The sequence below is a fragment of the Virgibacillus sp. LDC1 genome (genome assembly GCF_025792345.1).
Lineage (GTDB): Bacteria > Bacillota > Bacilli > Paenibacillales > Paenibacillaceae > Paenibacillus_AQ > Paenibacillus_AQ lautus.
In genome coordinates this window covers 3,052,695-3,068,122 of sequence record NZ_JAOXLZ010000001.1, presented here as the reverse complement: position 1 = coordinate 3,068,122, position 15,428 = coordinate 3,052,695, and the positions used below count along the sequence as shown (strand labels likewise).

Below are 15,428 nucleotides of genomic sequence, written 5' to 3'. Positions count from 1 at the left end.
GAGGTGAGTCTGTTTGAAACATAGAGTCGTTGTAACAGGAATGGGAGTCATGACCTCGATTGGTCAAGACCTGGATACATTCTGGAACAGTTTAATGGAAGGCAAGTCTGGCGTATCCCGCATCGAGGCATTTGATGTGAGTGATTACACCACGCAGATCGCAGCATCCATGAAGGATTTTAATCCGGAGGATTACATGGATCGCAAAGAAGCCCGCAGGATGGACCGTTTTGTACAGCTTGCGGTTGCAGCCGGCTCGAAGGCGCTTGAGGACAGTGGTCTTGAAATTGGCGTGAATGCCGATGCAGAGCGGGTTGGCGTTTCGATCGGATCGGGTATCGGCGGTTTGGGAACTTGGGAGGATCAGCATAATATCCTGCTCGAGAAGGGCCCGAAACGTGTAAGCCCATTCTTTATTCCGATGATGATCGCCAACATGGCCTCAGGCCAGATGTCGATCAATCTGGGAGCCAAGGGTCCGAACACCACACAGGTTACGGCTTGTGCCACCGGAACGCATTCGATCGGCGATTCATATCGTCTGATTCAGCGCGGTGATGCGGATGTCATGATCTGCGGCGGGGCGGAGGCAACCATTCGTCCAACAGGGATGGCTGGTTTCTGCGCTATGCGTGCAATGTCAACCCGCAATGACGAGCCGGAGAAAGCCAGCCGGCCGTTCGATACCGGCCGCGACGGTTTTGTTATGGGTGAAGGCGCAGGCGTGCTCGTGATCGAATCTCTGGAGCATGCGTTGAAGCGCGGAGCCAGAATTTATGCCGAAGTGGTTGGCTATGGCCTTAGTGCCGATGCCCATCATATAACCGAGCCGGATCCGGACGGAGCAGCTCGCTGCATGAAGATGGCGATCCGCGACGCGGGCATTGCGCCCGAGGAAGTGGACTACATTAATGCTCACGGGACTTCAACGCCGGTGGGTGACCGCTCGGAAACGAAGGCCGTTAAGATGGCTCTTGGTGACCATGCCTATAAAGTGGCCGTTAGTTCAACCAAGTCGATGACAGGTCATTTGCTTGGAGCTGCCGGCGGCGTTGAGGCGGTTATCTGCGGACTGAGCTTGAAGAACCAAACCATTGCACCAACGATTAACCTGGAGGATCAAGATCCGGAATGCGATCTTGACTACGTACCGAATCACCCGCGTAAAGCCGATTTGGATATCGTCATGTCCAATTCATTCGGATTTGGCGGGCATAATGCTACGATTATCCTGAAAAAATACGCCGAGTAAGGGGACAGTGTGTTGAGTGGAGATCTGAAGCAGTTACAGCATAAACTTCAAATCCAGTTTCGCAATGCAATGCTGCTGAAGCAGGCCTTTACCCACGCATCTTATGTAAACGAACATCGCTTCAGTCAGAGCCAGGACAACGAGCGTCTTGAATTTCTAGGAGATGCTGTTCTGGAGCTGACGGTGAGTGAATTCTTATACAACCTTTTTCCGGACCGTCCGGAAGGCGAGTTAACCAAGCTGCGGGCTGCTATCGTATGTGAGCCCTCCCTGGTGCAATTCGCTGTAGGTCTGGACTTTGGTCGTTACGTTCTGCTAGGCAAAGGAGAGGAAATGACGGGCGGTCGAACCCGCCCGGCTCTTCTGGCAGACGTATTTGAGTCATTTGTGGGGGCGCTTTATCTGGATCAGGGATTGGAAGCGGTTCGCCGGTTTTTGAGCGACCATGTCTTTCCCACGGTGACCGTCAACGGTCGTCCGCAGATGAGCGATTATAAGACCGAGCTTCAGGAACTGACCCAGCATCACGGCATGGGCGCACTGGAATATCGTATCGTAGAAGAGCGAGGACCGGCACATGAGCGGGAGTTTGTCTCGGAGGTATACATGGGAAGCGAATGTCTTGGACGCGGAAGCGGCAGATCCAAGAAAGAAGCCGAGCAGCAGGCAGCGGCAGTAGCCTTAAAGCAGCTGAAACGTGCGGATGCCTAAAGCTTCGCTGATGTGATGACAAACAAAGAGCAAAGAGCAGTCAAGCGGATAACCGGACCCGGATAGGATGACTGTTTTTTGCTCTTTTCGTTGTCTGTCTTTTGTAAAGGGACAGCTGCTTACAATGTAGATGGACCTCGTCCAAAGACGGCGGTGAAGCCGATTCTACTTATGGTACAATAGCAGGAGAGGTGATAGGTCGAATATGTTTTTGAAACGGATCGAGTTAGCAGGATTTAAATCGTTTGCCGACAAGACGGAGATGGAATTTGTCCGGGGAATTACAGCCGTTGTAGGTCCGAATGGCAGCGGTAAGAGTAACATTTCCGATGGAATCCGCTGGGTGCTTGGCGAGCAAAGCGCCAAATCGCTTCGCGGCGGCAAGATGGAGGATATTATCTTTGCCGGGAGCGATGCGCGCAAAGCGGTTAATTATGGAGAAGTCTCCCTTACGCTGGATAACGAGGATCATGTATTGCCGCTGGATTTTAATGAAGTGACTGTAACCAGACGGGTGCACCGGAGCGGGGACAGCGAGTATTTCATTAATCGGCAATCGTGCCGGCTGAAGGATATTACGGAGCTGTTCATGGACACCGGAATCGGTAAAGAAGCCTATTCCATCATTGGACAAGGCCGCATTGAGGAAATTTTGAGTACACGTTCAGAAGATCGCCGGGGGATATTTGAGGAAGCGTCCGGGATCGTTAAATATAAATCTCGTAAGAAAGAGTCTGTGCGCAAGCTGGATGAAACGGAGCAAAACCTGCTTCGTATCCACGACTTGGTCACAGAGCTTGAAGATCAGATCGGACCGCTGAAAGAGCAGTCCGAGAAGGCCATTCGCTACAAGGAGCTTCGGGAAGAGCTGAAGCACAAGGAAATTTCTCTGTATGTGTATCAGATCGAACAGATACATACCTCATGGAGCGAGGCCAATGCCAAGCTGGAGCAGCTGAAGGAAGAGCAGCTCGCCTTGTCCACTGTTGTATCCGCGCACGATGCCAAGCTGGAGAGTGACCGATCGGCGCTGCGCCAGCTGGAGCAGGAAGTTGAGGATCTGCAGAGCCAGCTGCTTCAATTCAGCGAGCTATTTGAGAAAAGCGAAGGGTATGGCGAGGTGCTCAAGGAACGCCGCCGCAACCTGGAACGTACGCGCGAGCAGCTGGAAGACAGTTTGCAATCAGGCGATCATCGTTTGGGAGAGCGCGTAGGCGAGCTTGCGAGCATGAAGAGCAAGCTGCAGGAGCTCCAGCAGGAATTAACCCAGGTGCGGGACCAGCTGTCAGCGGAAGAAGCGAAGCTGGTTGGCGTAACCGGCGGAATCAGCCAGCAGCAGGAAGAGAGCTTGAAGGGGAATTTACTGGAGCTTATGAACCAAATGGCTCAAGCCCGGAATGAAATCCGGTACGCCGACCAGCAGCAGGAAGCGCTGGACCGTCGAATGAATCGGGCGCAAGAGGAGTCCGGTAAATGGGAAGCCCTGAAAGAGGATTTGCTCCGCCGCAAAGAGAGCATCGATCGGAGTATTGAACGATTCGGTAAAGAGATTGCAGACCTCCGCAGCGGTTATATCAGCGAGAGTGAGCGATATCAATCCCTGCAGAAATTGCAGGAAGAGACGCAGGGAGCGCTTCGGAAATGGGAGCAGAAGCGGGAAGCGCAAATTTCCCGCCGCGATACCATGAAAGAGCTTCAAGATGACTTTGACGGATTTATGCTGGGTGTTAAGGAAGTACTGAAGGCATCCCGAAAATCCGTGCTCCACGGGGTCCATGGTGCGGTGGCCGAGCTAATTCGCGTGCCGGAAAAGCTGGAGCTTGCCATGGAGACCGCTCTTGGCGCATCGGTTCAGCATATCGTCATGGAGAACGAATCCGTATCCAGGCAGGCGATTGCCTTCCTGAAGCAGCGCCAGTTAGGACGGGCGACATTTCTGCCTTTGGACGTCATTCGTCCACGGAATGTATCCGCTTCGGACCGTCACTTGGCAGAAGGGGAAGCCGGGTTTGTAGGCTTTGGCTCCGAGCTGGTCCAGTACGACTCGAGATACAGTAACATCGTCGGCAGTCTTCTGGGCAATGTCGTTATCGCCGAGACCCTGGAGCAAGCGAACAAGATTGCTGCCAGATTCTCCTATCGCTTCCGCGTGGTTACGCTTGAGGGAGACGTGGTCAATGCAGGCGGCTCCATGACAGGCGGCAGTCAGCATAAGAAAACGAACAGCCTGCTGGGGCGCAAGCGGCAGCTGGAGCAGCTCGATCAGGAAATTTCGGAAACCGAGAAGCAGCTGGAGAAGCTGCAGCAGGGCATTGAAGGCGTCCGGAATCAAATGATTGAATCTCAGGATAAGCTGGACGAGCTCCGCAAAGCCGGAGACGACAAGCGGATTGAGGAACAGCAGGCTGCAGGGGACCGCAAGCAGCTTGAGCATGAGCTGCGCCACGTCCTCGAACAAGCCGAGCTGGCAGGCGAAGAGAAGAGCAGTCAAGAGAAGGAAGCCAAAGAAATTCAGCAAAGCCGTGAACGCGCCCAGAAGCTGTTGTCTGAGCTGGAGGAGGAAGAGAAATCGACCCATCTGGCCATTCAAGCTGCAGAGTTTGCCCGGAAAGCCAATGAATCGGCGAAGGAAGAGCTTCAGAGTCAGCTGACAAACCTCAAGGTTCGCGAAGGAAAGCTGGATCAGGAAACCTTCTCGCTGGAGGAGCAGCTCAAGCGCCTTCAGTCGGATGTAGACAACCACGAGAAGGAACAGAAACAGAACCGCACGATGCTGGCCTCCGTTCAAGCCGACCTGAATCAGAACGAAAGCGAAAGCGTGAAGCAGATCGAGGATCTGAACCAGTACAAGCTGAAGAAGGAAGAGGCTACGCAGCAGCTGGAATTCAAACGGGCTGCACGCACCGCGCTAAGTCGGAAGCTGGAGCTGGAAGAGAGCGAAACCAAGGAGCAGCGCACGCAGCTGCGGGCCGTGGATGATCAGCTTCGCCAGACCGAGATTGGAGTAAACCGGCTCGATGTTGAGCTTGAGAATATATTGAAGAAATTAAGCGAGGACTATGAGCTGAGTTATGAGCTTGCCAAGCAGCGGTATCCGATTCCGGAAGACATCACGGCCGCTCAGAACGAAGTGCGTGATTTGAAGAGGTCGATAACTTCCCTGGGAGATGTGAATCTGGGGGCCATTGAAGAGTACCAGCGCGTCAATGAGAGATATCTGTTCCTGAGTGAGCAAAAGGCGGATTTGGTTGAAGCGAAGACAACGCTGTATCAGGTCATTAAGGAAATGGACGATGAAATGTCCAAGCGCTTCAAGCTGACATTCGATGCAATCCGGCGCGAGTTCGGCACGGTATTTACGAAGTTGTTCGGAGGCGGACGAGCCGACCTGGTCCTGATCGATCCGGATCGATTGCTTGAGACGGGGATAGATATCGTTGCTCAGCCTCCTGGCAAGAAGCTGCAAAATCTGCAGCTGCTCTCCGGTGGAGAACGTGCATTAACCGCTATGGCGCTGCTGTTTGCCATTTTGCAGGTGAAGCCGGTTCCGTTCTGCGTACTGGATGAGGTCGAAGCGGCGCTTGATGAAGCGAACGTAGTCCGATTTGCCCAGTATCTGCGGGAGTTCTCCGAACAAACGCAGTTTATTGTGGTCACCCACCGCAAAGGAACGATGGAAGAGGCGGATGTGCTGTACGGCGTCACGATGGAAGAAGGCGGCGTGTCGAAGCTGGTGTCCGTCAAGCTTGAGAATGAGGAAGCGGAGATTGCCTAATTTAACATAACGACATGGAGGGTACGTATGAGCTTTTTTAAGAAGTTAAAAGAGAGCATTTCCAGCAAAACGGAAAACGTAACAAAACAGTTCCGCGACGGACTCGAGAAAACCCGGAAGGGATTTATCGAGAAAGTGTCGGACCTGGTGATTCGCCGTAAAAAGATCGATGAAGAATTTTACGAGGAATTGGAAGAGATTTTGATTGGCGCTGACGTCGGCGTCAATACCGTCATGGATCTGATGGACGATCTTCGTGCCGAAGTGAAGAAACGGCGGATTGAGGACGCTGCCGATCTGCAGCCGGTATTGTCAGAGAAGCTGATGGGACTCCTTCGTGATGACAGCAGCAATGAGCTGCGGGAGAATCCGGATGGAATTACGGTCATTCTGTTTGTCGGCGTTAACGGAGTCGGTAAAACAACTACGATTGGCAAGCTGGCGCATCGTTACAAGCAGGAGGGCAAGAAGGTTTTGCTTGCAGCGGGCGACACGTTCCGTGCGGGTGCAATCGAACAGCTGGAAGTATGGGGAGAACGGGTTGGCGTTGAAGTCATTAAACAGCAGCCCGGCTCAGACCCGGCAGCCGTCATGTTCGATGCGGTTCAAGCAGCCAAGCAGCGGCAAGCGGATGTTCTGCTCTGCGATACGGCAGGACGCCTTCAGAACAAAACCAATCTGATGGAAGAGCTGAATAAAATCTTCCGCGTCATTCAACGCGAAATCCCGAGTGCCCCGCATGAGGTGCTGATGGTCCTTGATGCGACGACAGGACAGAATGCACTGAGCCAGGCGAAGCTGTTCGGGGAGAAGAGCGGCGTGACCGGCCTCGTATTAACCAAGCTGGATGGTACGGCTAAGGGCGGCATCGTGATCGCGATTCGTCAAGAGTTGAATCTTCCGGTGAAGCTGGTAGGCTTGGGAGAGAAAATGGGTGATCTCCAGACCTTTGACTCGGAGCAGTTTGTTCATGCCCTCTTTGCGGGTTTGATTAAGGAAGAAGAGAATGCCGTAGAACAACAAGACTAGAACGGGTCTAGTCGAATATGTATACAAAAGGACCGAAAGATATGCTTTCGGTCCTTTTTCATGTTCGGCTCGATCTACGGGCACAAGTTTTTTTTATGAAGAGACGATCCGAACGAATTCAATCGAACGAAGCGGGATAAGGGCAGTATCTGTAGGAGGACCGTAGATGATGGGCGGTACTTTTAAGGTGATGGTTCCTTCGCCCACTTCGGTCAGCGTGCCAATGATCACATCTCCCGAGACCGTTACTTCGGTTTCCGAGCCGATAAATCCTTGCAGCCAATCCACGTAGCGCATATCGGTTAACCTCCTTGCCGTAATGAAAGTTTGAAGCTGACATCCAGTATCATCCTCAGGAATTACTGAACGGAAGTAATATTGGCGAACGGAATCAGCACGAGGTCACCCGATGCTTCACGGAGCTGAACACCATCTTCAGCAGTAGCCAAAACGACCCCTTCCAACGTGACAAAGGTTGTGCTGACCCGTACCTTTTGGCCGGTACGGACTTCGAAAAATTGAACCAGCTCCGGATTAATCGTTAAACCCGTGAGGACCTGACTCTCCAGCGACTCTACGCGTTCAGTTAATTGACTGGTTTCCTGGCTTAGAAGTTCGACCTGCCGCGTTAACACCTTGACTCGCCTTGCAAGTCTTCTGCAGAACAGGAAGCAACACATAGTCATTCTCCTTTCTGTATTACCAACGGTTGTGCTCTTCGATATGCTTCTTTAAACCCCGAAGCGAGGCAGTGCTTTCTTCCTCCGCTGCGCGGATCATCGGCATAATCTGCTGCACATGACCAGGGCCGTATTTAAGGAAGGTTTCGGTTTTATCGACCAGAACATCAAGCGGCTGACGATAATCCGTAAAGTACTGGCCGAGATGAAAAGAGCTCAGCAGGCTATGCACTTTGCTCATGGTGCTGAGCGCCAGTACAGGCTTGCCGCCGCGTAAAGCGGCTAGCGACGGGTGAAGCTTGAACGATATTAAATAGTCGACAGATTGAATGAAACGGTAAGTGAGCTCAATATCCATAAGGAACGGCAGCGTCTCAATGGAAGCGCCGGGTGTAGACTCCTTTACCTTTTGCTGCAATTGCAGACATGTGTTGTAATCGGAGTACGCATTGCCCGGATGATGAATGACCGGGATCAGGACGGCATGATAGCCTTTTGCAATAAGATGTCCCAGCAGTTTGGTCATGTTGTCCATCGGAAATGATTCATAGGAAAATACAACGACGCCAATCGTTGGACGCTTAGAGAAACGTTTCACCGGGATATCGGGCTGACGATAGCCAAATACCATGTCAGGGGCTGTTTCGACGTTTCGATGGAAGCCTGCCCGTTTGGCGATGGCCGACGATCGTTCATCCCGGAACACCGCGCGGTTTGCCTTGGAGATCATCTCCCGGTAGGCGGATACCTGCTCCTCCGGCCAAGTGTGTTCCGGGTAGGCATCCACGATGCCGACACCGTAGACCCAGGTAGGCTGTCCTTTGAGCTGCGGAGGGAAGTAATATGAATTGAACGAGTAGGGTGTAATTAAATCGCCACCGCCGATGATGAAGGCATCCGTCTGATGGGGGTCCAATCGGGCGTTCCAGGGATAGACGTGATGATCGTGGAATACTTGGCGAAGGGCATGAAGAAATAAATCATCACCGAAGTTTCCCATTCCATAGTACCCGGAAGCGGCAATATGCATGTACGTATCACCTCCTTTTCGAGCGCTGTCTAGCTCTTGTATGTTTGCTGATTCCAGGCTTCGAAGAGGCTGCGGTTACGTTGGCTGGTACTGCTGCCATAAATGACGCGATGATACAAGAGGGCATCGACTTGAACCGGGGAGCTGTGCTTAAGAAGCCTGGCGGTGACATCGATATCTTCGAAGATACGTCCGAGACGATCCTGCCGATTCCACCAACCGCCAATGGCGATTAGGGATGACTTTCGATACATACGGGGGACGAGCGGGTGGCCATGCTGATTCGTTCGATTTAAGGAAGCAGACCATGCCGAATAAAGCTTGCCCGAATCAACGTTTCTTCTCCATAGAGGACCGAGCTGCCGGGTTCGTTCCCAGCACCCATACCAGCCTGTGGCGATCCTGCCGTCCGGATTCTTGTCAAGCGCTTCGGCCAGGAGTGCGGTGGCATCGGGAACCAGCCAGTCATCTCCGTCCAATTCCAGAATATATCGACCCTTTGCTTCAAAAAGCAGGCGATTCATCATGATTGCTTTTCCGCGGTTACGCGATTGGGACAGAACCCGAATTCTGCTGTCAGTATAAGCGCAGGCTTCCTCCAGACTATCGTCCTCAGAGCCGTCATCGCCTATTAACAGCTCCCAGTTATCGCTTGATTGTGCCAACACGGAACGGATGCTCCAGCCTAAAGTGTCCTTCATATTATGAATGCTCATCAGAATGGAGACGACAGGTTGCTGAGGGATTTCAGGGGACAAAGTCCCTGTGGAGCTGGCGGTTTTCTCTCGCATCCTTGTTGCAGACAGAACAGGGAGAATATACTCCAGATCCTTTTGAAACGGAGGGTTTTGCGATGGGTTTAGATGCATCGTAAGGCTTGGATCGGCGGGCAGCAGATCATAAGGCAGAAATCTGGCAGCAGGAAGCCTGTCATTCCAGCGGGTGAGGGCGGCAAGCAGCCAGGTTTTTCTCCAATAGAGTGGGGCGCCGTTCATACAAATACAGACAACACGATCTGGAATATGAGCTGGCATTGGAATGAAAGTCTGTGCGCTTTTATGGAAAAAAGAGATGTTACCGCCCCATAGAATCCACTCACGGTCAATTTGTGAAACTTCCTGAATGATTTGTTCACGATAGGCTAACGTATCGCTGGCTCTATAGCCGAATGGCTGCGTACGGAGTATGGCATAGGGTTTCAAAGGGTGTTCATGCCTTTGTCCAGGATGACCTGTCGAATCACTTGATCGGCTTTCAATCCGCGTTCAACCCAGCGATTCTCTCTGGCGTAGGCAATGCGGGCCAGCTTATGCTCTGCTGTATCCGGGTGATGGAGCATGGAGGCCAGCTTGCCCAAGAAATCATCATGGGTTGTCGCCGTGGTAACATGCGGCTCCATGGCAATGCATTCCGGCAGAGCCGTTGACAATACGCGAACACCGGAAGCCAGATACTCGTATGCTTTGACTGGATTGGTTGCCAGCGTAATCGGATGGTATTGGAAGGGGATCAATGCAACGTCAATGTGAGCGAGATAACGCTTGAGCTCCTGGTGCGGCTTTTCCCCGAGAATATGCACATTGGGCAGCTTCGAATAATCGCCTGAGCTGCCATAAGGAGCTCCAATGGAAACGAATTGGACGTTTGGAAATTGAATGGCCGCTTTGGCGAACAGTTCATGATCTACCCAATACGCCCAAGCACCGATATAAGCAACAACAGGACCCGGAGGGAGATCGGCGGGTCTTTCACTGAATGGAATATGAAAAAATGAAGAGTCAGCGCCATTCGGGATCAAGGTAAGCGGTTTATCCGGATACGCCAAGGATAACCGGGTGTGAATCACCTCTGCGGTACATACAACATGGTCCGCCTCGTCAATCATTTTGGGTTCATACTTAGCCCAATGCGGAAATTCATCGCAGCAGTCGTAAATCGTAATGTCGGGCTTAAAGAGAGTGGAAATGCGCGTCCGGAGTTTAGACCACGTCGTCCAGACGACAATCGGATGTTCTTTGCGAAGGGCAGGCAGTTTTTTGTGCAGAAATGTTTTGGTATCTGTGAATAGGAACACATTCGGTTCCACTTCTTTGAACTCCTTATCCAGCGGTGCCAGGTTTTCGAAGAAAACCTGATGACCAAGCGCCCCCAATTGAGTCATAAGCTGCTGCGGTCTCTGTTTCATATACGACCAGTTCATCGTTCTCGGATAAATGATAACAGCCAAGAGGTTTCCTCCTTTCTTTTGTACTCGGGATAATATATGCATTGCTAGCTTCATAGAATTGGACGAATGAGCCGAAAGGCCGAAAAATGGTTGATTTCTACAAGGATGCAACTGACCGGAACGAATCTATCAACTTGCCATATAATGCTTAAGATATGAGGTTTCAGATCTATCTTTTCATATAAAACGAGGGGGAGTGAAGGTTCGTGAAACAGAAAAATGTTCTTGTTATATTCGGAACGCGTCCGGAAGCGATCAAAATGGCACCTTTGGTCAAGGAATTGGAGTCAGCCCCGGGATTAACTCCAATCGTATGCGTAACCGCACAGCATCGTGAGATGCTGGATCAGGTGCTTCGTTTTTTTGAAATTCAGACGCAAACGGATCTGAATATCATGAAGGAAGGGCAATCCTTATACAGTCTGAGCGCTGAACTGCTAAAAGGGATGGAGAAGGTATTCCAAGCGAGAACATATGATCTTGTGCTGGTCCACGGGGATACAACGACAGCATTCATCGGTGCTTTGGCAGCGTATTACGCGAAGATTCCGGTGGGACATGTGGAAGCAGGGCTGCGGACGTATGATAAATACGCGCCGTTTCCAGAGGAAATGAACCGCGAGTGGATCGGCAGGGTGGCTGATATGCACTTTGCCCCGACGGCGCTGTCCGCAGCTAATCTCAAAGCCGAGAACCGTTCGGCTCACGTATATGTAACGGGAAACACGGGAATCGATGCGATGAAGTGGACGCTTCAGGCTCCTTTTGAGCATCCGATACAGAGCAAGTTACGGAAAGATAGCCGATTAATACTGATGACCATGCATCGCAGGGAGAATTGGGGAGAACCGATGAAAGGGGTATTTGAGGCGGTGAAGCGGGTGATCCAAAAGCACCCTGACATTGAAGTGATATATCCGGTCCATCCAAACCCTGTGCTGCAGGAGACGGTCGCGCAAGAGCTTGAGGGGCACGAGCGAATCCATTTGACCGAACCGCTCGATGTGGTAGATCTGCATCATATCATGCAGCGTTCCTATCTGGTCTTGACGGACTCCGGGGGCATACAGGAGGAAGCGCCGTCACTAGGGAAGCCGGTATTGGTACTGAGGGATAAAACCGAACGCCCGGAAGGAGTCACGGCCGGTACCCTAAAGTGCGTCGGCACGAAGTGTGAAGCGGTTCAGGCAGGAATAGAGCAGCTGCTGACGGATAAGGAAGCGTACCGCAGCATGGCAAAAGCCCATAATCCGTTTGGCGACGGCACTGCGTCCCGCCAAATCGTCAGCGCCATCCAGCAATTTTTCCAATTGCAGGGGGGCTGATCTAGGGGGCGGCTTTGATTTTGCATGCCCGCAGGGCGTATAATGAAGTATAAGTCGGGTTCAAAAAGTCAGGTTTTCAGCACCGAGAAGGTTGGATGAAGCTAGGGACTGAGGAGCGGAGCGTACGTTTTGGGTACTTGAGCACCGGAAGGCCCGGCTGAATTCAAGATTCGATGCCGAGCTGCTTCCTGATTCGCTTCGTGATCAAAAGCGGACTTTTTGAACAACCTCTATAAGATTTTAAGCGAAAGGATACCTGTTATGGCCAATACTTACACTTATCCACGCAGAGAAGAGATAGCGAATGCAATAACGCATGGCATAGGAGCGGCACTAAGCGTTGCTGCACTCGTGCTCCTGATCGTATTTTCAAGTTTGAAAGGCACAGCCTGGCATGTGGTGAGCTTCACGATCTACGGATCGACGATGCTCCTGCTGTATTTGAGCTCAACGCTCGTACACGGCTTGAGAGACGGGAAAGCCAAGGATTTCTTTGAGTTTATGGACCACTCCTCCATTTACTTGTTCATCGCAGGGACGTATACGCCATTCCTGCTGGTTGCCGTCCGGGGATCGCTGGGCTGGAGTCTTTTCGGGATCGTATGGGGCATTGCGCTGTTCGGCGTCGTATTTAAAGCATTCTTCGTCAAGAAGTTTTTGTTCCTCTCCACGATATTTTACATTGCGATGGGCTGGCTGATCGTCATTGCCTGGAATCCGTTAACGGCGGTTGTAGCGCCGCAAGGCATGAATTTGCTTGCCATCGGGGGCGTGCTGTATACGCTGGGCACCATATTCTATGTATGGCGGGGCTTTCCTTACCATCATGCCATCTGGCATTTGTTTGTGCTGGCAGGTTCGATTCTCCACTTTTTTGCGATATTGATTTACCTTCTTCCGATCGGTTGAACGGGTAGGAAGAAGGCTTCCTGCACATGAAGAAGGATGACAAGGGAAATGGCTTGACATCCTTCTTTGTTTTTTGTATGATAAGGTTCGTTAAGCGAACTGTAAAGTGTTTTTCCTTGACGAGGGGGGTGCCCTTAAATGAGTCAGGAGAATCGGCTCGAGAAGACGAACCGGATCAATTTGCTGTTCGATTTCTATGAGCAGCTGCTGACAGAGAAACAGCAGACCTTTTTGAAATATTATTTCCATGACGATTTTTCCCTCGGAGAAATCGCTGGTGAATTCGAGATTAGTCGCCAGGCCGTCTATGAACATATTAAGCGCGCAGAACAGGTGCTCGAGTCCTATGAAGAGAAGCTGGGGCTCCTGAGCAAGCATGAAACGCGCATCCGGGAGCTGGATAAGTTTCGGGAAATGGTGGAGAGTAGCGACCTGGGTGAACATGATAAGCATGCAATAACCGATATGGTTGAACGTTTAAAAGTATGGGATTAAGTATGAACGGAGGTGGCGGATATGGCGTTTGAAGGATTGACCAGCAGACTACAGAATGTGTTCAGCAAGCTTCGTGGTAAAGGCAAGGTGTCCGAAGAAGATGTAACAGCCGCCATGCGTGAAGTTCGACTCGCGCTTCTAGAAGCCGACGTTAACTTCAAAGTGGTTAAGGATTTCGTATCCAAAGTAAAAGAGAAGGCCATCGGCAAGGAAGTGATGGACAGCTTTACGCCCGGCATGGTGATCATTGACATCGTGAATAAAGAGCTGACGGAGTTGATGGGAGGAAGCCAAGCCAAACTGGCGAAGAGCAATAAGCCGCCAACGGTCATTATGATGGCCGGTTTGCAAGGTGCCGGTAAGACAACGACTTCGGGCAAGCTGGCCAAGCTGCTTCAGAAGCAGAACAGCCGACCGCTGCTCGTTGCCGGCGATATCTATCGTCCTGCTGCGATCAAGCAGCTCGAAGTACTCGGTGATCAGATCAACGTGCCGGTGTTCTCTTTAGGAGACAAGACAAGCCCGGTCGAAATCGCGAAGCAAGGCCTCCAGCATGCCAAAGATAATGGTCACGATTATGTCATTATCGATACCGCCGGCCGTCTTCATGTCGATGAAGAGCTGATGGAAGAATTGAAGCAGATTCACAGCGTCGTAAATCCTGACGAAGTTCTGCTTGTCGTTGACGCAATGACGGGTCAGGATGCGGTGAACGTCGCGGAAAGCTTCAACCAGCAATTGACGCTGACGGGTGTCGTGCTCACGAAGCTGGACGGGGATACCCGAGGCGGTGCCGCCCTCTCGGTTAAGGCGGTTACCGGATGTCCGATCAAATTCGCGGCGCTTGGCGAGAAGATTGATGCGCTGGAGCCGTTCCATCCGGAACGGATGGCATCGCGGATTCTCGGAATGGGCGATATGCTGTCACTTATCGAGAAAGCACAATCGAACATTGATGCGGACAAGGCCAAGGAAATGGAACGTAAAATGCGTAATGCCGAATTTACGTTCGAGGATTTCCTGGAGCAGATGGACCAGGTCAAGAAGCTCGGTCCTCTGGACCAGCTGATGGATATGATTCCCGGCATGGGCAAGATGAAGCAAGCCAAGGATCTCAAGGTTGACGAGAAGCAGATGGGACGCATCGAGGCTATCGTCCACTCCATGACAACGGCGGAGAAGCAGCAGCCTGACATTATCAATCACAACCGCCGTAAACGGATTGCGGCAGGCAGCGGAACCTCGCTGGCTGAAGTGAACCGGCTCATCAAGCAGTTTGACGAAATGCGCCGCGTGATGAAACAGTTCTCGGATATGATGGGTCCTAAAGGCGGCAAGAACAAAGCGATGAAACAGCTGAAAGGCTTGACTGGCGGAAAAGGCATGAAGTTTCCATTCCGTTAAGTCTCGGATATATCGAAAGGACATTTTTTGAAGGAGGTGAATTTTCAAATGGCAGTACGTATTCGTCTGAAACGCATGGGTGCTCACAAGGCTCCTTTCTACCGCGTGGTGGTTTCTGATTCCCGTTCCCCACGTGACGGCCGTTTTATCGAGGAAATCGGTTATTACAATCCGGTTGCTCAACCGGCTGAAGTTAAAATCGATGAAGAGAAAGCACTGAACTGGCTTCAAAATGGTGCGCAAGCATCTGACACGGTTCGCAACTTGCTTAGCAAAGCGGGCGTAATGAAGAAATTTCATGAGCTGAAGCATCAGAAATAAGACTGATCGCGAGGGTTATCTATGGAAGAATTAGTTCGCGTTATTGCTAAGGCTTTAGTGGATCATCCAGAAGATGTGACTGTGAAGACCGTTGAGAAGGAGCACTTGATTGTATATGAGCTGTACGTGCATCCTGACGATGTCGGGAAGGTCATAGGCAAACAAGGGCGTATCGCCAAATCATTGCGTACAGTCGTAACATCGGCGGCGGTTAAAATGGATAAACGGGTGACCGTTGATATCATTTCTTAAAATATACGAAAGGGGGTT

At 51.5% G+C, this 15,428-nt stretch carries 15 protein-coding genes; 10 read left to right on the top strand and 5 right to left on the bottom strand.

Translation table 11 applies throughout. The features are described from left to right. Positions 1-13 precede the first annotated feature (13 nt). The 4 genes from fabF (at position 14) to ftsY (ending at position 6,767) form a co-directional block, all read left to right on the top strand. Positions 14-1,252: a beta-ketoacyl-ACP synthase II gene (gene fabF / locus OHJ21_RS13630; protein ID WP_100538174.1), complete on the top strand. Its 1,239-nt coding sequence runs from the start codon at positions 14-16 to the stop codon at positions 1,250-1,252. A gap of 12 nt (positions 1,253-1,264) precedes the next feature. Continuing rightward, entirely contained in the window at positions 1,265-1,963 is a 699-nt protein-coding gene (gene rnc / locus OHJ21_RS13625) for a ribonuclease III (RefSeq protein ID WP_071220044.1), read from the top strand. Between the two features lie 205 nt (positions 1,964-2,168). Beyond that, a complete protein-coding gene (gene smc, locus OHJ21_RS13620) occupies positions 2,169-5,738 on the top strand; it encodes a chromosome segregation protein SMC (RefSeq protein ID WP_100538173.1) in 3,570 nt (1,189 codons plus the stop codon). Between the two features lie 27 nt (positions 5,739-5,765). Beyond that, a complete protein-coding gene (ftsY, locus tag OHJ21_RS13615) occupies positions 5,766-6,767 on the top strand; it encodes a signal recognition particle-docking protein FtsY (RefSeq protein WP_098747111.1) in 1,002 nt (333 codons plus the stop codon). 93 nt (positions 6,768-6,860) lie between these two features. Here the strand turns inward: ftsY and OHJ21_RS13610 are convergent, their stop codons facing one another. From OHJ21_RS13610 to OHJ21_RS13590, 5 genes are all read right to left on the bottom strand, one after another. Continuing rightward, positions 6,861-7,064 (bottom strand): hypothetical protein, encoded by a 204-nt coding sequence (locus OHJ21_RS13610; RefSeq protein ID WP_100538172.1) that lies wholly within the window; start codon positions 7,062-7,064, stop codon positions 6,861-6,863. Between the two features lie 62 nt (positions 7,065-7,126). Continuing rightward, positions 7,127-7,402, bottom strand: a complete 276-nt coding sequence (locus tag OHJ21_RS13605) for a hypothetical protein (RefSeq protein ID WP_486020267.1) — start codon at positions 7,400-7,402, stop codon at positions 7,127-7,129. 64 nt (positions 7,403-7,466) lie between these two features. Further along, positions 7,467-8,477 carry a polysaccharide pyruvyl transferase family protein gene (locus tag OHJ21_RS13600; protein WP_486020266.1) on the bottom strand — a complete coding sequence of 337 codons (1,011 nt, stop codon included), beginning with the start codon at positions 8,475-8,477 and terminating at the stop codon, positions 7,467-7,469. A gap of 29 nt (positions 8,478-8,506) precedes the next feature. Further along, positions 8,507-9,472 carry a glycosyltransferase family 2 protein gene (locus OHJ21_RS13595; RefSeq protein ID WP_486020265.1) on the bottom strand — a complete coding sequence of 322 codons (966 nt, stop codon included), beginning with the start codon at positions 9,470-9,472 and terminating at the stop codon, positions 8,507-8,509. A 203-nt stretch (positions 9,473-9,675) separates the two neighbouring features. After that, positions 9,676-10,704, bottom strand: coding sequence for a glycosyltransferase (locus tag OHJ21_RS13590; protein ID WP_100538168.1), 1,029 nt, complete (start codon positions 10,702-10,704; stop codon positions 9,676-9,678). A gap of 206 nt (positions 10,705-10,910) precedes the next feature. Between OHJ21_RS13590 and wecB the strand changes: the two genes are divergently transcribed. The 6 genes from wecB to OHJ21_RS13560 all read left to right on the top strand — a co-directional run bounded on the left by wecB (position 10,911) and on the right by OHJ21_RS13560 (position 15,410). Continuing rightward, complete coding sequence (gene wecB / locus OHJ21_RS13585) at positions 10,911-12,029, top strand: non-hydrolyzing UDP-N-acetylglucosamine 2-epimerase (protein ID WP_207797479.1); 1,119 nt, start codon at positions 10,911-10,913, stop codon at positions 12,027-12,029. A gap of 261 nt (positions 12,030-12,290) precedes the next feature. After that, on the top strand, positions 12,291-12,938 hold the full coding sequence (trhA, locus tag OHJ21_RS13580; protein WP_100538167.1) for a PAQR family membrane homeostasis protein TrhA: 648 nt from the start codon (positions 12,291-12,293) through the stop codon (positions 12,936-12,938). A gap of 138 nt (positions 12,939-13,076) precedes the next feature. Beyond that, entirely contained in the window at positions 13,077-13,433 is a 357-nt protein-coding gene (locus OHJ21_RS13575; protein WP_100538166.1) for a putative DNA-binding protein, read from the top strand. A 21-nt stretch (positions 13,434-13,454) separates the two neighbouring features. Continuing rightward, positions 13,455-14,837: a signal recognition particle protein gene (ffh, locus tag OHJ21_RS13570; RefSeq protein WP_076325017.1), complete on the top strand. Its 1,383-nt coding sequence runs from the start codon at positions 13,455-13,457 to the stop codon at positions 14,835-14,837. A gap of 48 nt (positions 14,838-14,885) precedes the next feature. Continuing rightward, entirely contained in the window at positions 14,886-15,158 is a 273-nt protein-coding gene (gene rpsP / locus OHJ21_RS13565) for a 30S ribosomal protein S16 (RefSeq protein WP_006211361.1), read from the top strand. Positions 15,159-15,179: 21 nt separating this feature from the next. After that, a complete protein-coding gene (locus tag OHJ21_RS13560; RefSeq protein ID WP_006211360.1) occupies positions 15,180-15,410 on the top strand; it encodes a KH domain-containing protein in 231 nt (76 codons plus the stop codon). The last annotated feature ends 18 nt before the right edge of the window (positions 15,411-15,428 follow it).